The sequence below is a fragment of the Streptomyces sp. CA-135486 genome (assembly GCF_050936555.1).
Classification (GTDB): domain Bacteria; phylum Actinomycetota; class Actinomycetes; order Streptomycetales; family Streptomycetaceae; genus Streptomyces.
This window is the reverse complement of sequence record NZ_JBNJMM010000002.1, coordinates 1,315,364-1,334,638: the sequence shown is the minus strand read 5'-3', so window position 1 is coordinate 1,334,638 and position 19,275 is coordinate 1,315,364. Positions and strand designations below refer to the sequence as shown.

Here is a 19,275-nt window from a genome sequence, read left to right as displayed (position 1 = left end):
ATCAGCTCCTACGGTCGTCGAGCAGCTCCCGGAAGGCCAGGGCGACCGTATCCGGGTACTCCATCATGGCGACATGCCCCGCGTCCGGGAGCGTCAGCAGCCGGGAATCCCTGAAGGCCGCTGCCGCCTTGCGCGCCATACGGTACGACACGAGCTGGTCCCGCCCTCCGTAGACGAGCAGCGTCGGCGCGAGCACCCGCTCCGCCTGCCGCCACAGTCCGTGCTGACCGCCCAGGGTGTACGCGTCGACGATTCCCCGGGCCGAGCGGGCCATCGCGTCCCAGAAGTACGGGAGTTGTGTGCGCCGCTCCATCTCCTCCACAGCATTGCGCAGCGCCTCGTCGCCGACGCGCGCGGGGTCTCCGTAACAGAGCTCCAGCACTCCCTTGGTGCGCTGCTCGGCCGACCAGTCCTTGGTGAGTCGGGTGAACAGCAGGGCCACGCCGGGCAACGCGAGCAGCGCGGTCGGCACGGCGGAGCGCTGGACACGCAGCTCGGGCAGCGCGGGTGAGACAAGGGTGAGCGTGCGCACCAGGTCGGGCCGGACGGCCGCGACGCGGGTGGAGACCGCGCCGCCCAGAGAGTTCCCGAGCAGATGCACGGGCCCGCGCCCGGCGGCGTCGAGATGACGGATCACCGCCCGTGCGTGGGCGGTGATCGAGTAGTTGCCGTCGTCCGGCGGCGGGGAGTCCCCGAAGCCGGGCAGGTCGATCGCCTCACCGTCCACGACGTCCTCGAGCAGCAGCATCAGCGAAGACCAGTTGAGCGAGGAACCGCCGAGCCCGTGGACGTACAGCGCGGGCGGCAGTCCGGCGCGCGCCGGGGGCCGGGATCTGACCCTGAGAGTCAGTCCTGGCAGCTCCACGGAGCGCAGTTCCTCCCCCTCCGCGACCCGCACGGCCGCGACCTTGGGGGCCGCGGCGGCCGTGACGGCGCGGACTCCAGGCAGCTCTGTCGAAGACATGCGGCAATGTTACGAGACGATCACACCGTGGATCGTGTGTTCGGCATCACACATCGCGTAGCGCTGCGAATCAGGAGCTCCTACGCTCGTAGGAAAGGCGCTCTCCATGGAAAGCGGTGCCTCATGCCTGTCGATCCCACCGACCCCGACACCTTTGAAGTTTTTGAAGAAGAAGACGACGATCAGGTTGAAGAGCTCGACGAGGAGGTCCCCGAGGCCGACGCGGCGGAACAGCACACAGGCGTACGACCGGAGCACGACGAGCCTCTGACCCGCGTCGATCCACTCACGGCGAACGAGGCGGACGCCGTGGAACAGGCCCGCGTCGTCGCCCTCGACGAGGACGACTACCGGTGACCTGCCCCTCTTTGCCCCTGAATCGGGAGCTACCGCGACTGTCCGGTCCGTGAAATTCTGCGTCCGCGGCACGCACAGCCGGGTTACCCAAAAGTACGATGGCGGCGCGGCGCACAGCGCGCACAGAACGATTTTTTGGGAGGCGGCGTGACAGCCATCGAGCAGACAGAGGCAGCGCGCCCGCGGGGCACGCGCCTGCCACGCCGAGCCCGCAGGAACCAGCTTCTGGGAGCTGCCCAGGAAGTCTTCGTGGCCCAGGGCTACCACTCGGCCGCCATGGACGACATCGCCGAGCGGGCCGGCGTCAGCAAGCCCGTGCTCTACCAGCACTTCCCGGGCAAACTCGAGCTCTATCTCGCCCTGCTCGACCAGCACTGCGAGTCGCTGCTGCTGGCGGTCCGTACGGCCCTCGCGTCGACGACCGACAACAAGCTCCGCGTCGCCGCCACGATGGACGCGTATTTCGCGTACGTCGAGGACGAGGGCGGGGCCTTCCGACTGGTCTTCGAGTCGGACCTGACCAACGAGCCCGCGGTGCGCGAGCGCGTCGACCGGGTCTCGCTGCAGTGCGCCGAGGCGATCTCCGACGTGATCGCCGAGGACACCGGCCTGTCCAAGGAGGAGTCCATGCTGCTGGCCGTGGGCCTCGGCGGGGTCTCCCAGGTGGTGGCCAGGTACTGGCTCTCCAGCAGCTCCGGCATCCCGCGCGACAAGGCGGTGCAGCTGCTGACCTCGCTGGCATGGCGGGGCATCGCCGGCTTCCCGCTGCACGGCAGCGAGCCCATCGAGCCCATCGAGCCCATCGAGCCCATCGAGCAGCACTGACGCGCGCGATGCCCCTGCCGCGGCCGGTGTTCGCTCCTGGCGTTCTTGAGGGGCGTCTGCCGTGCCCGCCCGCCGGGCTAGTGTGTGCTGCGTACGGCGCGGTTGACCGCGCAACGCACTGACCGTTCGGAGGGACATAGCCGTGGAGGTCAAGATCGGCGTGCAGCACGCGCCCCGGGAGATCGTTCTGGAGAGCGGGCAGTCCGCCGAGGAGGTCGAGCGCGCGGTGGCCGACGCGCTGGCCGGCAAGGCACAGCTGCTCAGCCTCACGGACGACAAGGGCCGCAAGGTCCTGGTGCCGGCCGACCGGATCGCGTACATCGAGATCGGCGAGCCGGCCACCCGGCGCGTGGGCTTCGGCGCGCTGTAGGGCGACGCGAGCGCCCTAAGGGCGTAAGTGAAGAGGGCCCGGCGGGATTTCCCGCCGGGCCCTCTTCCGCTGCTCGGGGAGGGTTGTATTCCGATGCCGCCGGGTAGTACGGGCTACGACCGATTTGCCCGCACCGGCATCGTGAGGTGATCAGCAGTGCTGCTGGAAGCGCTCGGTTCAGTCCTGCTCGGACTCGCCCTGGCCTGGGCAGCCACCCGTCATCTGCCCGACCGGATGCCGTCCCGCCGAGTGGTGTTCACCACAGGCCCGATCGGCGCGCTGTTCGGCGCGTATGTGACGCATGCGGCGCTCGGTCCGGGACACATCCTGGCGGTGCTGGTGGGCGCGGTGGCGATCGGAGCCGTGGTGCTCTCGCTGCTGATCCGGCCGTCAGCGCGCCGCCTGCGACGGGCGTTCCCCTTCTGAGAACTCTGCGCACCGGCCCGGGGCACCGGACGGGCCGGATTGATCAGCCCGTCCCGCGCCCCAGGACTGCCGGTCGCCCCACGCCGCCCTATGCCGCGAGGCCGAGCGCCGCCATCCGCTTGGTGTGCGCCTCGGTGATTCGGGAGAACATCCGGCCCACCTCGGCCAGGTCGAACCCGTCCGCCACACCGCCCACGAGCATCGTGGAGAGCGCGTCGCGCTCCGCCACCACGCGCTGCGCCTGGGAAAGCGCCTCGCCCATCAGCCGCCGCGCCCACAGCGCGAGCCGTCCGCCGACGCGCGGCTCGGCCTCGATCGCGGCGCGCACCTTCTCGACCGCGAAATTGCCGTGGCCCGTGTCGTCGAGCACCGCGAGCACCAGCGCGCGGGTGTCGGTGTCCAGCCGGGCCGCGACCTCGCGGTAGAAGTCACTGGCGATCGAATCACCCACATACGCCTTGACCAGGCCTTCCAGCCAGTCGGACGGCGCGGTCTGGCGGTGGAAGTCGTCCAGCGCCTGGGCGAACGGCTCCATCGCGGCGGTCGGCTCGGCATCGATGGCGGTCAGCCGGTCACGCAGCTGCTCGAAGTGGTGAAACTCCGCGGAGGCCATCTTCGCCAGCTCCGCCTTGTCGGCCAGCGTCGGCGCGAGCTTGGCGTCCTCGGCGAGCCGCTCGAAGGCCGCCAGCTCGCCGTACGCGAGCGCGCCCAGCAGATCCACGACGGCGGCGCGGTACTGGGGGTCGGCGGATGCCGTGGCCCAGTCCTGGGCGGCGATTCCGGTGTGTTCAGTGGCGTTGTCAGGCGTCTCCATGAAGCGCACAATAGCCCGCTCCTCGCAGGGCGGAAGGGCCTGGTCAGCCACGCCCGAACCGCCGCTCCTACGAATTCACCCAACACACATGCACGAATCCGGGGTACAGTGGTAATGCGCCTGTCGAGCGTTTTGGTTACTCGGCGGGCGATCGCAGTGTTTGACTGAGGGATTTACTTCCTCAGACCCCCCATGAGGATGCCCGGTCGGTGGCACGATCGGCTCCAAACCGACCGCCCTCCACGCGGGCCCGTGCGCTTCAGTTGCGTACAACCGCAGATGAGGGGCCCCTCAGCGGCATGAGCGCTCGAGCGACGGCAGTGGTCCCGCGCCATCCGGCCAACCCACGGCCGGCCCAGTACCGAGGCGCGGTACGACCCCCCATCGTTCGCCTCGCGCCGCGTCTCACAGAAGAGGCAACACCCTGACTACGCAGCCTACGACTTTCCGTGATCTTGGGATCCTTCCCGAGACCGCCGAGGCCCTCGAAGCCGTCGGCATTCTGTCCCCGTTCCCCATCCAGGAGATGACGCTCCCCGTCGCGCTCTCCGGCACCGATGTCATCGGCCAGGCCAAGACCGGCACCGGCAAGACGCTCGGTTTCGGTCTGCCGCTGCTGGAGCGCGTCACCGTCCCCGCGGACGTCGAGGCCGGCCGGGCGAAGCCCGAGCAGCTGACCGACGCCCCGCAGGCGCTTGTGGTCGTCCCCACCCGTGAGCTCTGCACGCAGGTCACCAACGACCTGCTGACCGCCGGCAAGGTACGCAATGTCCGCGTGCTCGCGATCTACGGCGGCCGTGCGTACGAGCCGCAGGTCGAGGCGCTCAGGAAGGGCGTCGACGTGATCGTCGGCACCCCGGGCCGACTGCTGGACCTGGCCGGCCAGAAGAAGCTGAATCTCTCGCACGTCAAGGCGCTCGTTCTGGACGAGGCCGACGAGATGCTCGACCTGGGCTTCCTCCCGGACGTCGAGAAGATCATCCAGCTGCTTCCGGCGAAGCGCCAGACGATGCTGTTCTCGGCGACCATGCCGGGTGCGGTCATCGGCCTCGCCCGCCGCTACATGTCGCAGCCCACGCACATCCGCGCGACCGCGCCGGACGACGAGGGCGCGACCGTCGCGAACACCGCGCAGTACGTGTACCGCGCGCACTCCATGGACAAGCCGGAGATGGTCTCCCGCATCCTGCAGGCCGACGGCCGCGGGCTCGCGATGATCTTCTGCCGCACCAAGCGCACGGCGGCCGACATCGCCGAGCAGCTGCAGCGCCGCGGCTTCGCCTCCGGCGCGGTCCACGGCGACCTCGGCCAGGGCGCGCGTGAGCAGGCGCTGCGTGCCTTCCGCAACGGCAAGGTGGACGTCCTCGTCTGCACCGACGTCGCGGCGCGTGGCATCGACGTCGAGGGTGTGACGCATGTCATCAACTACCAGTCCCCCGAGGACGAGAAGACCTACCTCCACCGCATCGGCCGCACCGGCCGCGCGGGCGCCAAGGGCATCGCCATCACGCTGGTCGACTGGGACGACATCCCGCGCTGGCAGCTGATCAACAAGGCGCTGGACCTCGGCTTCAGCGACCCGGTCGAGACGTACTCCACGTCGCCGCACCTGTTCGAGGAGCTGAGCATCCCGGCGGGCACGAAGGGCGTCCTGCCCCGCGCCGAGCGCACCCGGGCGGGCCTCGCCGCGGAGGAGGTGGAGGACCTCGGCGAGACGGGCGGCCGCGGTCGCAAGTCCGCCGCTCCGACCGAGGAGCGCGCCCCGCGCACCCGGACCCCGCGCCAGCGCCGCCGTACCCGGTCCGGCTCGTCCCTCCTGACGCCGGACGCGGACGCTCCGGCGGAGTCGGAGTCCGAGTCGTCCCAGTCGGCTGAGCCGTCGGAGCCGCGCACCCCGCGGCGGCGCCGCCGCACCCGTGCGGGAGCGGGAGCATCGACGGCAGAGGCGGTCGCGGTGATCGAGGCGGCCGAGGCTGTTGTCGAGGTGTCGGCTCCCGAGGCCGAACCGAAGCCCAGACGCCGCACCCGTGCGGTGAAGGCGGTGGAGACGGCGGAGGCGGTCGAGGCAGTCGCCACGGAAACGTCCGAAACGAAGCCCCGACGCCGTACCCGTGCGGTGAAGGCGGTGGAGACGGCAGAGGCGGTCGAGACGGTCGAGGCGGTGGCCACGGAAACGACCGAGACCAAGCCCCGCCGCCGCACGCGCACGGTCAAGGCCGCAGCGCCGGTCGAGACGGCCGAGGCGGTGGCCACGGAGACATCCGAGACCCCGCCGCGCCGCCGCACGCGCACGCGTAAGGCAGTCCAGCCCGAAAGCTGACGCCCGACCAGATGGCCCGGCCCCCGCGGGATGGGGACCGGGCCATCGGCCTGTCCGGGGCGGAGTCCCGGGTTCGGGGAGCAGCTCCCCGGGGCGCAGTCCCGGCGCAGCCCCAGCCCCGTTAGCCTCGTCGCATGAGTCGCCCGACCACCTTCACGCCGCCCCCCTCCGCCCACGCCCGCACCCTCCCCACCGCCCGCGGCGACTTCGCCGTGCTCGACGCGCAGCCCACCGACAACGGCCGCGCCGCCAAGGGCACCGCGCTCCTCCTCCCCGGGTACACCGGGAGCAAGGAGGACTTCATCGCGCTGCTCGAGCCCCTCGCCGCCGCCGGCTACCGCGCGGTCGCCGTCGACGGGCGCGGGCAGTACGAGACCGCCGGCCCCGACGACCAACAGGCCTATGCCCAGGCCGAGTTGGCCCAGGACGTGCTCGCTCAGGCCGAGTCGATCCAGGGCCCCGTGCACCTCCTCGGGCACTCCCTCGGCGGACAGATCGCCCGCGCCGCAGTGCTCCTCGACCCCGCCCCCTTCCGCACGCTCACCCTCATGTCCTCAGGGCCCGCCCAGATCTCCCCCGCCCAGCAGCGGAAGGTCAAGCTGCTCAGCGACGCACTCGCGACGATGAGCATGGACCGGGTCTGGGAAGCCATGAGGGCGCTCGATCCGCCCGAGGACGCCGACGCGCCCCAGGACGACGGCGAGGACCTCCGCCGCCGCTGGCTGCGCCACAATCCCGCCCAGTTGATCGCCACCGGCCGCCAGCTGACCGTCGAGCCCGACCGGGTCGCCGAACTCGCCGCCGTACAGCCGCTGCCCAAGCATGTGATCTCCGGCGAGCGTGACGACACCTGGCCGGTGCCGCTCCTCGACGAGATGGCGCGGCGGCTCGGCGCCGGCCGGACCGTGATCGCCGGAGCCGAGCACTCCCCCAACACCGATCGCCCCGCCGAGACGGCGGCGGCGATCACGGCCTTCTGGGACCGGCAGGGTCAGTACTGAGACTGCAGGTGCTGCCAGAAGCCGTCCCGCAGCCCCCGCCGGAGCACCGCATGGCCCCTCAGTGACCGCTGCAGCACTCTCTCCGCCTCGATCAGCAGGTCCTGGTCCACCGGGCCGGGCAGATACGGATGGCCGGGCAGCAGCTCGGCCATCGCGTCCCGGCCCCGCTCCGCCAGCCATGTCGCCGCGATCTGCGCCCCCACGAAGCGCACTTCGTCCCGCGACGGCGGAGGCGCGCCCTCGTTCTCGTACGTCGTGACCGGGCGGCGTGTGATGTACGGACGGCAGAAGTCGAGGTCGAAGGTCCGCTGGCTGTCGACCTCCCACAGCAGCGGTTCCGCCTGATTGCGCCCGTCCGCCGCCTCTATGCCCCACAGATGGACCCGTGCCCCGTACCCCTGGGCCGCCTCGACCGCCGAGACCAGGTCCTCGTCGCCGCCCACCAGCGCCGCGTCGCTGATCGCGCGATGCCGGGCGAGCGACTCCAGATCCGTACGGATGAGTGAGTCGACGCCCTTCTGCTGGTTGTTCGCGTTGAGGTTGCCGAGCCGCACCTTGACGTCCGGCAGCTCGGCGATGGACTGCTGCTCGGGGGTGTGGATACGGCGCCGGGCGCCGTCGTACCAGTACACCCGCAGCAGTCTGCTGTCCGCGAAGATCGTCCGGGCCTTGTCGATGAAGGCCTCGATCAGCCCCTCCGCGTCCAGATCGAAGGAGCGCCGGTCCTCGGTACCCGCTACAAGCAACCCGGCCGCAGCATAGACGTAACCCGCGTCGACGAAGATGGCGTGGGTAGAAGGGGTCTTGGCCACCTCGGCGAGCATGCGATGGAGCAGCTCGTTGGTGCGCTCCAGGCGGGCGCTGATCTCGTTGATCTCTGCATCGTTCATACGGTGCTCATTGTCCGTGGCCCCGCCGCCACCTGCCAGTAGTTAGGCATCCAAAAAATTTCCTTAGCGTAGGGAATGTTTGCAGGGTGCGTCCTGTTGAACAGGTATAGAACGCAGAACACCGACGGACATCCGTCGCCACCAGTTCTCCAGCAGGAGGATCAGACGAAGGGAGAAGCCCTTGCGCTTCGAAATCATGCGTCTTGACGACGTCGACGGCACCGCCGTGGACACCACTGTCGTGGACGCCGCCTCCGTCAACCGGATCGTGCAGCAGGCCGCTTCGATCGGCCAGCGCATTCTGATCCGACCGGCCGATTCCACCGCCTCGTAACGCTTACGACGCGTGTTACGCACCGCGCCCCCGTACGGACCATCCGTACGGGGGCGCGGCGCGTCGGGCACTCGGGCGCCCGGGCAGGAGAGCAGCCCGGGCGACCGCTCAGGAGCCCTTGATCACCTGGGTGACGCCGTTGATGATCTGCTGCACGGCGATCGCGGAGAGCATCATGCCCGCGAGCCTGGTCACCAGCACCACACCGCCGTCCTTGATCAGCCTGATGATCAGCAGCGAGTTGCGCATGGTCAGCCAGAGGACCAGATGCATGGCCACGATCGCCGCCCACACCGAGACCTGCTCCTCGACGCTCCCCGCGTGCTGCACGGCGAGGATGACCGAGACGATCGCTCCAGGCCCGGCGAGCAGCGGCATGCCCAGTGGTACGAGCGCGACATTGACGTCCTTCGTCTGCTGCGGCTCGTCCGTCTTGCCGGTCAGCAGATCGAGCGCGATGAGCAGCAGGAGCAGACCGCCCGCGATCATCAGCGCGGGCACGGAGATGTGCAGATAGTCCAGGATCTGCTGGCCGAGAATGCCGAAGACGGTGATCACACCGAAGGCGACGGCCACCGCCTGCCAGGCCATCCGGCGCTGCACCTTGGCGGGCCGTCCGGAGGTGAGGGCGAGGAAGATCGGAGTGATCCCGGGGGGATCCATGATGACAAAAAGGGTCAGAAACAGAGAGCCGAAAACGGCAGCGTCAAACACGTAGTGAGGCCTAGCGGGAGGAAGGGTCGGGCGGGGAGACGAGGGGGTTACGGGCGGTGTCCGCCCGCGCCCGGCACCGGGAACGCGCCGGCCGCGCGCCGCGTGATCTCGCCGTAGATCTCCGGGTCGGTGGTGTACTCGCCGAGCCGGCAGGTCTTGCGGCTGCCGTGGTAGTCGCTGGAACCGGTGGCCAGCAGGCCGAGGTCGGCGGCGAGGCCGCGCAGCCGGGCCCGGGTCGGCTCGTCGTGGTCCATGTGATCGACCTCGATGCCGTCGAGGCCGGCGGCGGCGAGCTCTGCTATCGCGCTCTCCGGCACGGTGCGGCCGCGCTGGACGGCGAGCGGATGCGCGAAGACGGTCACCCCGCCGGCCGCCTTGACCAGCCGGAGCGCGGTGAAGGGGTCGAGCTCGTGCTTGACGATGTGCGCACGGCCGCCGTCGGCGATCCACTCCGGCGTGAAGGCGTCGGAGACGGTCGGCACGACGCCGAGCTCGACGAGCGCGGACGCGATGTGCGGGCGGCCGACCGAGCCGTCCCCGGCGATCCGGGCGACCTGGTCCCACTCGATGGGAACCCCCAGCTCCTGGAGCTTGGCCACCATCGCCCGGGCGCGCGGCACCCGGTCGTCCCGTACGAGCTCGCGCTCGCGCAGCAGCTCGGGCTCGTCCGCGTCGAAGAGGTACGCCAGCATATGGAGGCTCACCCCGTCGAGACGGCAGGAGAGCTCGGCGCCCGTGACGAGGGTGAGGGACTCGGGGAGCGCTGCGATCGCCTCGGCGTGGCCGCGGGTGGTGTCGTGGTCGGTGAGCGCCACGACGTCGAGTCCGGCCGCGGCGGCGTTCCGCACCAGCTCGGCCGGGGTGTCCGTACCGTCCGACGCCGTGGAGTGGGTGTGCAGATCGATGCGCACGACGCGTGACTCCAGGGACGAGGGACGGACAGGGGACGCTCCAGTGTATCGGGGATTCGAACAGCCCCGGTTCGGCATCGGCTCGCCGCGCGCCTGCCCGACCCGGCTCCGAACCGACCTCGGCTCAGTACAGGCGCAGCCCCGGCCCGGTCGCTCCGCTCACGACAGCAGCCGCGGCGACAGCGCCCCGCAGGGCACCAGTTCCACCTCCGCGCCCGCGTCCCGCAGATCCGTCAGCACCAACTCGTCGTACATCAACAGCCCTGACTGCTCGGGCCAGACGATGGCCCACAGCCACAATCCCCTCGCCTCCCCCGCGAACACCGCGCGGTCGTCGGGCGCGTCGGCCACATGCCACAGCGGGGTCGGGCGGCCGGCGGCGAGCACCTTCGCCTGCGGCGGCTTGTCGACACAGATGTGCGGGCCCGGATCGGGCCCGTCGATTCCCGCGTAGCGCGCTCCGAGGCCGACCCCCAACTCCTCGGCGACCAGCAGCAGTTCACCTATGCCGCCGAGCGGCCCCGGTCCCGAGCAGGCGACGGCGGTCGCGCGGCCGCCGCTGCGGTCGTCCCCCGCGTACGCGACACCGGTGAAGAGCCAGCCGACGGGCAGTGGCCAGGGCATCCAGACAGGGACTTTCGCGCGGTGCACGACCACGCTGAGGGCCTCAACGCTGGGCGGGATCACCGGCTGCAGCGGGTGCACGCCGCCGTGCACATCGCACTGCCAGGAGTCGGCAAAGAGACCGGGCGCCCTGACCCGGCCACCGCACTTCGGGCAACTGGGTTCGCCCCTCATAGCGCTCAACGGTCCTCCCCGCCCGTCGTCGCGTCAAGGACGATCACCCTTCCGGCGTGTGCCCCCACCGGCCAAAAATGTATGCACTCTGCATTCATTGGCCTGTCTAAATCATCGGGCGCGGTGCGCCTAGCTGGGCGCGGTGCGCCTCGCTGAGCCACGAGGCAACGGAGCACCAGCCCGGCGCCGGCCAGAACAGCGTTTCAGATCGTCGCCAACTGACCTGATTCAGTCCAGAGTTACGGACCTGCGCAGCGGATCGCGCAGGTCCGTGCCGTGCGTCAGCCAGCGCTCCTGAAGTTCCTGCGCCCCGTGCACCCGCTTCCAGGCCGCCTCGTTCGACGTCATCGGCAGCAGCGGCAGAAAGCGCACCGGGTCCATCGGCTCGTCCAGCTCCAGGTCTTCGACAAGACCGCCCGGCTCGGCGACGAGGACCGAACTGAACGGCGCGCCGGGCCAGAGCGGATCGCCCACGTCCAGCGAGGCGCCGGGCGTCACGACGACGCCCTCGACCTGCGGGGACGCGGCGAGTACGGCCAGCGGTCGCAGCACCTTGCCGGTGTCGGCGAGCCCGGCCCGTACGGACAGGATCAGCTCGGCGCGGGGCCCCTTGACCGGGTCGGCGAGAGCCGCGGTGGGGTCCGTCATCGGCTGCGCGGACATGCCGAGCGTGGCGTAGCGGACGATGTCCCCGTCGCCGCCCCGGTCGAGGAACCGGAGCACCTCGATACGGTCCGTGCCGAGGAAGGTCACCGCGGCGCGCGCGTCCGGTTCGCCGAGCGCCGTACGCAACCGGGCCTCGACCAGAGCAAGAACATCTTCCATGTCGCGAGCATAAAGCGCGTATGGAACGGGCAAAACAAGGGATTGACCCTCTGTCGGCTGATAGTCTTGGCCGCTGGTCGGGACGGGCACGCGGGTGGGGGTATCCCCAGGCGGAGCTCAGGGGGAGTTGCTCTCCGGTCCCGACGACACGTCATCCCCCACGGGGGACAGGCCGGAGGAGGTGGGGCTGCGGTGGATCGAAGTCGACCGTGCAGTACCAACCGCTCTTCCGCACGGCACCTTTCCTCGGTGACCCGAGGCGTCTGAGGCCTTCCCGCACGGGGCCCACAGCTTTTCGCACGACGGAAGAGCACTTCGTTTTTGCCTGTCTGTAGCGAACCCCGTCACCGCGATCCCGCGGTGCCGCCCGCTTTGCGGACGTATGCATCACGTCCTCATTCCGGGCTGTGCCACGCCACTCGCCGACGGCCTCTCCGTGAAGGAGCCAGCCATGTCGATGATCCGTGACCTGCGCGCAGCGGTCCGTCCCGCCCTGCGCAAGAGCAGCGCCCCGTACAGCACGTACGACACCACCCGGGATCCGTCCGCCTCCAGCGCCGTCGTCGACTGCGCGGTCTACCGTGACGGGCAGCGGGTGGAGAGCGAGACCTGCCAGACGCCGCACGAGGCGATGCTGCGGGTGCGCGAGGGCGGCGGCTTCGCGTGGATCGGGCTGCACGAGCCGACGGAGGCGGAGTTCGCGGGTATCGCGGCGGAGTTCGGGCTGCACCCGCTGGCCGTGGAGGACGCGGTCCACGCCCACCAGCGGCCCAAGCTGGAGCGGTACGACGACACGCTGTTCACCGTCTTCAAGACGATCCACTACGTCGAGCACACGGAGCTCACGGCCACCAGTGAGGTCGTCGAGACCGGCGAGGTGATGTGCTTCACCGGACGGGACTTCGTCATCACGGTCCGGCACGGCGGCAAGGGTTCGCTGCGGGCGCTGCGGCACAGCCTGCAGAAGGACGCGGAGTTGCTCGCCAAAGGGCCCTCGTCGGTGCTGCACGGCATCGCGGACCATGTGGTCGACGGATACATCGCGGTGGCCGCGGCGGTGCAGGACGACATCGACGAAGTCGAGATCGACGTCTTCTCCGCACCGGCGAAGGGCAGCCCGCGCGGCAGCGACGCGGGCCGGATCTACCAGCTCAAGCGCGAGGTGCTGGAGTTCAAGCGGGCCGTGTCCCCGCTGCTGCGGCCGATGCAACTGCTCAGCGAGCGGCCGATGCGGCTGGTCGACCCGGACATCCAGAAGTACTTCCGTGATGTGGCCGACCACCTTGCGCGCGTGCACGAGCAGGTCATCGGCTTCGACGAGCTGCTGAACTCCATCCTCCAGGCCAATCTGGCGCAGGCGACGGTCGCGCAGAACGAGGACATGCGCAAGATCACGTCCTGGGCGGCGATCATCGCGGTGCCGACGGCGGTCTGCGGGGTGTACGGCATGAACTTCACGTACATGCCGGAGCTGCACTGGAAGTACGGCTATCCCCTGGTGCTCACCAGCATCATCGGGGTCTGCCTCGTGATCCATCGCTCACTCAAGCGCAACGGCTGGCTGTAGCCGGGCGGGCGATAGGCTGCGCGCATGACAGATCAGGTGCTCGCCCAGGCGCTCATCGAGGAGGCCACGAAGAAGTCCGGCCTCATCTGGGTGCGTGGGGACGGTCCCTCACGGGCGCTGTGGCACGTGTGGCACGAGGGCGCGGCGCATGTCGTCGGCGACGGCCCCGGCGAGCAGCCGCTGCCGCAGCTGGTGAGCGGCGGTACGGCGGAAGTCACCGTGCGCAGCAAGGACAAGGGCGGCCGGCTGATCACCTGGACGGCGGCGGTGAGCGAGCTGGAGCCGCACTCCGAGGCGTGGGAGTCGGCGGTCGCCGAGCTGAAGGGCAAGCGCCTGAACGCGCCGGACGCGGAGCAGATGACGGAGCGGTGGGCGCGCGAGTGCCGGGTGCTGCGCCTTGAGCCGAAGGACGCGATCACGTCCCTGCCGGACGGGTCGCTGGCGGCACCGCCGCTGCCGACCCCGGCGACAACGCGCCACGCGGCACCGGCGGCGCTCCCGCGGCTTCTCCTCGCGCGCAAGAAGAAGCGCGCCAAGAAGTAGACATCCCGCCCCTGCGGCGCTTGAGGACAAGCCCGCCTGCGGGACCACCCGCGCACCTCAGCCCGTCGGCTTTGAGGACAAAAAACCCGGCCGCCGGACGCCCCCGGCTCTCAGCCGTCGCCGTCGCGGGTCTTCGGAAGCGCACGGCCGTAATCCACCGTGTCCTCCTTCGACGGCGCCGCCAGCGCGAAGTCCTTGTCCCAGTCCCCCAGCGTCAGCACCCCCGCGCCCCCCGCACGGGCGAACTGCAGCGGAAACGGCCTGCCCTCCAGCGAGACGTCCAGCGTGCCGCCCGCCCCCTCGCCCGCCCTGACCTTGATCGTGCGGACGCCGCCCACCTGCGTGCGGTCGCCCTTGCTCAGTTCGCCCTGCATGCCCAGCAGGCCGTCCAGCAGCACATCCATGTCGGTGAAGCCGCGGAACTGCTTGTACGCCGGGTCCCCCTCCGGCACCTTCACATACTTGGCGGCGAGCTTGGCCGCCACGTCCGCGTCCGTCTTGCTCGGCTTCTCCTCGCCCTTGCCGTCCGCATGGCTCCAGAAGCCCGCGTCGGCCTTCAGATAGAGCGCCTTCCCGACCCGCAGCAGCTCGAAGGTGTTGTCCTTCGAGGTGACGGAGCCGGTGCCGCCGTCGTGCTTGAGCCGCATGTTCAGCTTGTACGTACCGCCCTTGCTGACCAGCGTCCCGGAGAGCCGTACCGAGGAGGCCGCGTCCGCCGCCGCGCGCGCCTTCGTCTCGATCTCGTCGGCGGAGAACTTGCCGACGCCGTTGGTCCCCGCGTCCGGGTCCTCGCCGCAAGCCGTGAGCGCCACGGTCAGCCCGGCGCACAGCGCCATGGAGATCGCGGCCCTGCGGGCGCGGGAAACCAGGGGGAGGGGAGTCACAAGCGCACTGCCTCTCGTCTGCGTGTCGGGTGGCAGACCGCAGCGTACCCGTGTGGAGCGCAACGATCTGCAGGGAGCCGTACGGACGCCAGCCAGGGGCGGCCCGGAAGGGTACGGGCTAGCCTGAAGCCGTCAAACAGCGGCATTTCACGCCAAATTTCCCGTCGAAGAGGAGGTGCGGAGCATGGTCGCCGGCGCCCCCCGGATCTTTGTCTCGCACCTCGCCGGAATCCCCGTCTTCGACCCCAACGGCGACCAGGTCGGCCGGGTCCGCGACCTCGTCGCGATGCTCCGGGTCGGCCGCCGCCCGCCCCGGCTGCTCGGCATGGTCGTCGAGGTGGTCAGCCGCCGCCGGATCTTCCTGCCCATGACCCGGATCACGGGCGTCGAGTCCGGCCAGGTCATCACCACCGGCGTGGTCAACGTGCGCCGCTTCGAGCAGCGCCCGACCGAACGGCTCGTCCTCGGCGAGCTGCTGGACCGGCGGGTACGCCTGGTGGAGAGCGGCGAGGAGGTCACCGTCCTCGACGTGTCGATCCAGCAGCTGCCCGCGCGCCGCGAATGGGAGATCGACAAGGTCTTCGTGCGCAAGGGCAAGCCGGGGGCGCTGCGTCGCAAGGGCGAGACGCTGACCGTCGAGTGGTCCGCGGTGACCGGCTTCTCGCTGGAGGAGCACGGACAGGGCGCCGAGAGCCTTCTCGCCACCTTCGAGCAGCTGCGCCCCGCCGACCTCGCCAATGTCCTGCACCACCTCTCCCCCAAGCGCCGCGCCGAGGTCGCCGCGGCCCTCGACGACGACCGGCTCGCCGACGTACTGGAGGAACTGCCGGACGACGACCAGATCGAGATCCTCGGCAAGCTCAAGGAAGAGCGCGCGGCGGACGTCCTGGAGGCCATGGACCCGGACGACGCGGCCGACCTGCTGTCCGAGCTGCCCGAGGACGACAAGGAAAGGCTGCTCGCACTGATGCGCCCGGACGACGCCGCGGACGTACGACGGCTGTTGGCGTACGAGGACAACACGGCGGGCGGCATGATGACCACCGAGCCGATCGTGCTGCGCCCGGACGCCACGGTCGCCGACGCGCTGGCGCGCGTACGCCAGCAGGACCTCTCCCCCGCGCTCGCCGCACAGGTGTATGTGTGCCGCCCGCCGGACGAGACGCCGACGGGCAAGTATCTGGGCACGGTGCACTTCCAGCGGCTGCTGCGGGACCCGCCGTACACGCTGTGCAGCTCGATCGTGGACAGCGATCTGCCCCCGCTCGCCCCGGGCACCGCGCTGCCCGCGGTCACCAGCTATCTCGCGGCGTACAACATGGTCGCGGCGCCCGTCGTCGACGAGAGCGGTTCGCTGCTGGGGGCGGTGACCGTCGACGACGTACTCGACCATCTGCTGCCGCAGGACTGGCGCGAGACGGAGTTCCACGAGGAGGGGGCCCGTCATGGCCATTGACCGCACGGCAGAGCGTCCCGCTCCGCGGACCCGGCTCGACCAGCCGCGCGCGCCGCGGCCGAGGCTGCTGCCGGAGTACGACCCCGAGGCCTTCGGGCGGCTGTCCGAGCGGATCGCCCGCTTCCTGGGTACCGGACGGTTCATCGTCTGGATGACGTTCGTCATCATCATGTGGGTCGTCTGGAATGTCTCCGCCCCCGAGAAGCTGCGCTTCGACCAGTACCCGTTCATCTTTCTGACGCTGATGCTGTCGCTGCAGGCCTCGTACGCGGCCCCGCTGATCCTGCTGGCACAGAACCGGCAGGCCGACCGGGACCGGGTCAATCTCGAACAGGACCGCAAGCAGAACGAGCGTTCCATCGCCGACACCGAGTACCTGACCCGGGAGATCGCGGCGCTGCGGATGGGCCTCGGCGAGGTCGCCACCCGCGACTGGATCCGCTCGGAGCTCCAGGACCTGGTCAGGGAGATGGAGGAGCAGCGCACCGTATTCCCGAACGGGCATCCGTACGGAAGTGACGAAGGCGACCGCTGACGGGCTTACCAGGGGCGGGAGGCAGCGCCGTACCATCTCCATATGGCTACGGAAGACGCGGTGCTTGAAGCACTGGCGACGGTGAACGACCCCGAGATCAACCGACCGATCACCGACCTCGGCATGGTCAAATCGGTCGAGATCGGTGCGGACGGTGCGGTCGCCGTCACGGTGTATCTCACCGTCTCCGGCTGCCCGATGCGCGACACGATCACCAAGAATGTGACGGACGCGGTCGCGCGCGTCGACGGCGTCACGCGCGTGGACGTCACGCTGGACGTGATGGGCGACGAACAACGGCGCGAGCTGGCGGCCTCACTGCGCGGCGGGACCGCCGAGCGCGAGGTGCCGTTCGCCAAGCCCGGCTCGCTGACCAGGGTGTACGCGGTGGCCTCGGGCAAGGGCGGCGTCGGCAAGTCCTCTGTCACGGTGAACCTGGCGGCGGCGATGGCGGCCGACGGCCTGAAGGTCGGCGTCGTCGACGCGGACATCTACGGGCACAGCGTGCCGCGCATGCTCGGTGCGGACGGCCGGCCGACCCAGGTCGAGAACATGATCATGCCGCCGTCGGCGCACGGCGTGAAGGTCATCTCGATCGGGATGTTCACCCCGGGCAACGCCCCGGTGGTGTGGCGCGGGCCGATGCTGCACCGCGCGCTCCAGCAGTTCCTCGCCGATGTGTACTGGGGCGACCTGGACGTGCTGCTGCTCGACCTGCCGCCGGGGACCGGCGACATCGCGATCTCGGTGGCACAGCTCGTGCCGAACGCGGAGATCCTGGTGGTCACGACCCCGCAGCAGGCCGCCGCCGAGGTCGCCGAACGAGCCGGCGCGATCGCCGTACAGACCCACCAGAAGATCGTGGGCGTCGTCGAGAACATGTCGGGTCTGCCGTGCCCGCACTGCGACGAGATGGTCGACGTCTTCGGCTCGGGTGGCGGCCAGCGGGTCGCCGAGGGGCTGACGAAGACGACCGGCGCCAATGTGCCGGTGCTGGGCTCCATCCCGATCGACGTACGGCTGCGGGAAGGCGGCGACGAGGGCAAGCCGGTCGTGCTGACCGACCCGGACTCACCGGCGGGCGCGGCGCTGCGGGCGATCGCGGGCAAGCTGGGCGGCCGCCAGCGCGGTCTGTCGGGCATGTCCCTGGGGATCACCCCGCGCAACAAGTTCTGACGCGCGACAGCTGACGCGCAGAAGGTGCTTACTGGGCTCGGCCCCAGACCCTCCCCCCGTGGGGGACGCCCGGCGGGCGTACGGGGTCTGGGGCGTAGCCCGGGTTCGCTGAGGGGCCTGGCCCCCGGCAGTGTCTGGGGCGTAGCCCGGGTTCGCTGAGGGGCCTGGCCCCCGGCAGTGCACTCAGGCGTACGCGCCGAGGTCCTCCACCACCGAGAAGCCGAGACCGTACGCGCTCATCCCACGCCCGTACGCGCCGATGTGCAGCCCGCCACGCGTCGACCCCGCCAGCACCCAGCCGAACTCCGACTCGCGGTAGTGGAACGACGTCGGCACACCGTCGACCGGCAGCGAGAGCGTCGACCAGGCCGGCCCGGCCAGATCGTCGGCGAGCTCGAACGCGGTCTCCGTCTGCTGGTTCAGCCAGTGGTCACGCAGCGAGTGGTCCAGCTGGGCGGGCCAGGTGTGGGCCAGCAGCCCCGAGCCGGCCAGCCAGGCCGCGGAGGAGACCGTGATGGCGTCCAGCACGCCCGTGCCGTCGCCACTGCTGCGCACGGGGCCGGACGCCACGGTGATGACCGCCGCGAAGCGCTCCTTCTCCGCTCCGCCGGCTTCCGACCGTATCGACGGCTCTTCGCCGTGACCCATCGCGCCGTGCTGCACCGTGCCGTCCGCCGCGGTGCCGACCTGCATCAGCCAGCGCGGCCCCGTGAAGGCCTCGTCAAGGCCGTACCAGGGGAAGGACGCACGCAGATATCCCTCGAGCGCGCGCTGGGCCGCCGTCCCCGTCCGTGCCGCTGCGATCGTGCGCTGCCCGCCGGGAGCGGGGGAATCGCTGACCGTGCTCTGAGCCGCTAGTCGACTTCTCGTCTCCATCTACCCGGCCGCCTCCTCTGTCTCCGAGGTCCGGAGCGGACCCGCCCCCCTCGGGCGTCCTCGCGTCCTGACAGATGGAGAGAATAGCCACCCTGTCCCGGCTCGCAGGGATTGACGGTACTCAGGTGGCGTCTGCGTCGAAGGGCGGGCGCTCGTCCTGATCGAGCTTTTCGCGCTTCTTGAGCAGGTCGGGGGTGCCGGGCGAGCCTCCCCCGTAGCCTTCGGCACCGGAGGTACCCCCGACGGCCGCGGGCACGGAGGTGTCCGATTCTCTGCTGTTCACCGCGTCCGCGACCTCGTTGATCTCCTTCTTGAGGTCGAAGCTGCTGCGCAGGTCCTTGAGTTCCTTGAGGTCGTCGTTCTCGTTCAGCTGCTTGCGGATGAACGCCTTGGGATTGAGGTCCTCGAACTCGAAATCCTTGAACTCCGGCCCCAGTTCGCTGCGGATGTCCTGCTTCGCGCCCTCGGAGAACTCGCGGATCTTCCGGACGGTGCGGGTGACGTCCTGGATGAGCTTCGGCAGTTTGTCCGGGCCGAAGATGAGCACGGCGAGCACCACGAGCGCCACCAGCTCCAGTGCGCCTATGTCATTGAACACCCTGCTGCTCCTCGTGTTCTCTGCGGCCCGCAGGTCGGATGGGGTCGGGGCCCGATCCACGGTACCCGCCGAGACTGTCCGTGCGGTACCT

At 70.2% G+C, this 19,275-nt stretch carries 22 protein-coding genes; 12 read left to right on the top strand and 10 right to left on the bottom strand.

What is annotated here, in order from left to right; translation table 11 throughout:
• Position 1: 1 nt before the first annotated feature.
• Positions 2–964 (bottom strand): alpha/beta fold hydrolase, encoded by a 963-nt coding sequence (locus ACQEVG_RS25510; protein ID WP_432987852.1) that lies wholly within the window; start codon positions 962–964, stop codon positions 2–4.
• A gap of 123 nt (positions 965–1,087) precedes the next feature.
• On the opposite strand from ACQEVG_RS25510, the gene ACQEVG_RS25505 reads away from it, so the two are divergent.
• The 4 genes from ACQEVG_RS25505 (at position 1,088) to ACQEVG_RS25490 (ending at position 2,942) form a co-directional block, all read left to right on the top strand.
• A complete protein-coding gene (locus ACQEVG_RS25505; RefSeq protein ID WP_432987849.1) occupies positions 1,088–1,321 on the top strand; it encodes a hypothetical protein in 234 nt (77 codons plus the stop codon).
• Between the two features lie 147 nt (positions 1,322–1,468).
• Complete coding sequence (locus tag ACQEVG_RS25500; protein WP_432987847.1) at positions 1,469–2,146, top strand: TetR/AcrR family transcriptional regulator; 678 nt, start codon at positions 1,469–1,471, stop codon at positions 2,144–2,146.
• A 142-nt stretch (positions 2,147–2,288) separates the two neighbouring features.
• A complete protein-coding gene (locus tag ACQEVG_RS25495) occupies positions 2,289–2,516 on the top strand; it encodes a DUF3107 domain-containing protein (RefSeq protein WP_360873579.1) in 228 nt (75 codons plus the stop codon).
• A gap of 156 nt (positions 2,517–2,672) precedes the next feature.
• Entirely contained in the window at positions 2,673–2,942 is a 270-nt protein-coding gene (locus ACQEVG_RS25490; protein ID WP_432987844.1) for a hypothetical protein, read from the top strand.
• A gap of 88 nt (positions 2,943–3,030) precedes the next feature.
• Here ACQEVG_RS25490 and ACQEVG_RS25485 read toward each other — a convergent pair whose 3' ends face one another.
• Positions 3,031–3,756 carry a ferritin-like fold-containing protein gene (locus tag ACQEVG_RS25485; protein WP_404724231.1) on the bottom strand — a complete coding sequence of 242 codons (726 nt, stop codon included), beginning with the start codon at positions 3,754–3,756 and terminating at the stop codon, positions 3,031–3,033.
• Positions 3,757–4,282: 526 nt separating this feature from the next.
• Between ACQEVG_RS25485 and ACQEVG_RS25480 the strand changes: the two genes are divergently transcribed.
• Both ACQEVG_RS25480 and ACQEVG_RS25475 read left to right on the top strand, forming a co-directional pair.
• Entirely contained in the window at positions 4,283–6,076 is a 1,794-nt protein-coding gene (locus ACQEVG_RS25480) for a DEAD/DEAH box helicase (protein WP_432987840.1), read from the top strand.
• Between the two features lie 134 nt (positions 6,077–6,210).
• Positions 6,211–7,077, top strand: a complete 867-nt coding sequence (locus ACQEVG_RS25475) for an alpha/beta fold hydrolase (RefSeq protein WP_432987838.1) — start codon at positions 6,211–6,213, stop codon at positions 7,075–7,077.
• Here the strand turns inward: ACQEVG_RS25475 and ACQEVG_RS25470 are convergent.
• Entirely contained in the window at positions 7,068–7,967 is a 900-nt protein-coding gene (locus tag ACQEVG_RS25470) for an NYN domain-containing protein (RefSeq protein ID WP_432987836.1), read from the bottom strand. The genes ACQEVG_RS25475 and ACQEVG_RS25470 overlap by 10 nt on opposite strands.
• Before the next feature lie 181 nt (positions 7,968–8,148).
• Here ACQEVG_RS25470 and ACQEVG_RS25465 point away from each other — a divergent pair, with 181 nt between their 5' ends.
• Positions 8,149–8,301 carry a hypothetical protein gene (locus ACQEVG_RS25465; RefSeq protein ID WP_432987833.1) on the top strand — a complete coding sequence of 51 codons (153 nt, stop codon included), beginning with the start codon at positions 8,149–8,151 and terminating at the stop codon, positions 8,299–8,301.
• Between the two features lie 108 nt (positions 8,302–8,409).
• Here ACQEVG_RS25465 and ACQEVG_RS25460 read toward each other — a convergent pair whose 3' ends face one another.
• The 4 genes from ACQEVG_RS25460 to ACQEVG_RS25445 all read right to left on the bottom strand — a co-directional run bounded on the left by ACQEVG_RS25460 (position 8,410) and on the right by ACQEVG_RS25445 (position 11,549).
• Positions 8,410–9,015 carry a MarC family protein gene (locus ACQEVG_RS25460; protein WP_432987830.1) on the bottom strand — a complete coding sequence of 202 codons (606 nt, stop codon included), beginning with the start codon at positions 9,013–9,015 and terminating at the stop codon, positions 8,410–8,412.
• A 47-nt stretch (positions 9,016–9,062) separates the two neighbouring features.
• Positions 9,063–9,926 carry a PHP domain-containing protein gene (locus ACQEVG_RS25455; RefSeq protein ID WP_432987827.1) on the bottom strand — a complete coding sequence of 288 codons (864 nt, stop codon included), beginning with the start codon at positions 9,924–9,926 and terminating at the stop codon, positions 9,063–9,065.
• 159 nt (positions 9,927–10,085) lie between these two features.
• Positions 10,086–10,724 (bottom strand): DUF6758 family protein, encoded by a 639-nt coding sequence (locus tag ACQEVG_RS25450; protein ID WP_432987825.1) that lies wholly within the window; start codon positions 10,722–10,724, stop codon positions 10,086–10,088.
• 228 nt (positions 10,725–10,952) lie between these two features.
• The gene (locus ACQEVG_RS25445; RefSeq protein WP_432987822.1) at positions 10,953–11,549 is read right to left on the bottom strand and encodes a suppressor of fused domain protein; all 597 of its coding nucleotides are present in this window, start codon (positions 11,547–11,549) and stop codon (positions 10,953–10,955) included.
• Positions 11,550–12,000: 451 nt separating this feature from the next.
• Between ACQEVG_RS25445 and ACQEVG_RS25440 the strand changes: the two genes are divergently transcribed.
• On the top strand, positions 12,001–13,116 hold the full coding sequence (locus tag ACQEVG_RS25440) for a magnesium and cobalt transport protein CorA (protein ID WP_432987819.1): 1,116 nt from the start codon (positions 12,001–12,003) through the stop codon (positions 13,114–13,116).
• Positions 13,117–13,140: 24 nt separating this feature from the next.
• Positions 13,141–13,659, top strand: coding sequence for a hypothetical protein (locus ACQEVG_RS25435; RefSeq protein WP_432987816.1), 519 nt, complete (start codon positions 13,141–13,143; stop codon positions 13,657–13,659).
• Positions 13,660–13,769: 110 nt separating this feature from the next.
• On the opposite strand, the gene ACQEVG_RS25430 is transcribed toward ACQEVG_RS25435, so the two are convergent.
• The gene (locus tag ACQEVG_RS25430; RefSeq protein WP_432987814.1) at positions 13,770–14,543 is read right to left on the bottom strand and encodes a hypothetical protein; all 774 of its coding nucleotides are present in this window, start codon (positions 14,541–14,543) and stop codon (positions 13,770–13,772) included.
• A gap of 184 nt (positions 14,544–14,727) precedes the next feature.
• On the opposite strand from ACQEVG_RS25430, the gene ACQEVG_RS25425 reads away from it, so the two are divergent.
• Genes ACQEVG_RS25425 through ACQEVG_RS25415 form a run of 3 tightly spaced genes read left to right on the top strand, consistent with a single transcriptional unit; the run spans position 14,728 to position 17,710 of the window.
• Positions 14,728–15,999 carry a magnesium transporter MgtE N-terminal domain-containing protein gene (locus ACQEVG_RS25425; RefSeq protein ID WP_432987811.1) on the top strand — a complete coding sequence of 424 codons (1,272 nt, stop codon included), beginning with the start codon at positions 14,728–14,730 and terminating at the stop codon, positions 15,997–15,999.
• Positions 15,989–16,534: a DUF1003 domain-containing protein gene (locus tag ACQEVG_RS25420; protein ID WP_432987808.1), complete on the top strand. Its 546-nt coding sequence runs from the start codon at positions 15,989–15,991 to the stop codon at positions 16,532–16,534. Before ACQEVG_RS25425 ends, ACQEVG_RS25420 begins: the two co-directional genes overlap by 11 nt.
• Before the next feature lie 42 nt (positions 16,535–16,576).
• Positions 16,577–17,710 (top strand): Mrp/NBP35 family ATP-binding protein, encoded by a 1,134-nt coding sequence (locus ACQEVG_RS25415; protein WP_432987806.1) that lies wholly within the window; start codon positions 16,577–16,579, stop codon positions 17,708–17,710.
• Between the two features lie 183 nt (positions 17,711–17,893).
• Here ACQEVG_RS25415 and ACQEVG_RS25410 read toward each other — a convergent pair whose 3' ends face one another.
• Both ACQEVG_RS25410 and ACQEVG_RS25405 read right to left on the bottom strand, forming a co-directional pair.
• Complete coding sequence (locus ACQEVG_RS25410) at positions 17,894–18,586, bottom strand: hypothetical protein (RefSeq protein ID WP_432987804.1); 693 nt, start codon at positions 18,584–18,586, stop codon at positions 17,894–17,896.
• A gap of 121 nt (positions 18,587–18,707) precedes the next feature.
• Positions 18,708–19,184 carry a sec-independent translocase gene (locus ACQEVG_RS25405; protein ID WP_432987801.1) on the bottom strand — a complete coding sequence of 159 codons (477 nt, stop codon included), beginning with the start codon at positions 19,182–19,184 and terminating at the stop codon, positions 18,708–18,710.
• Positions 19,185–19,275: the final 91 nt, after the last annotated feature.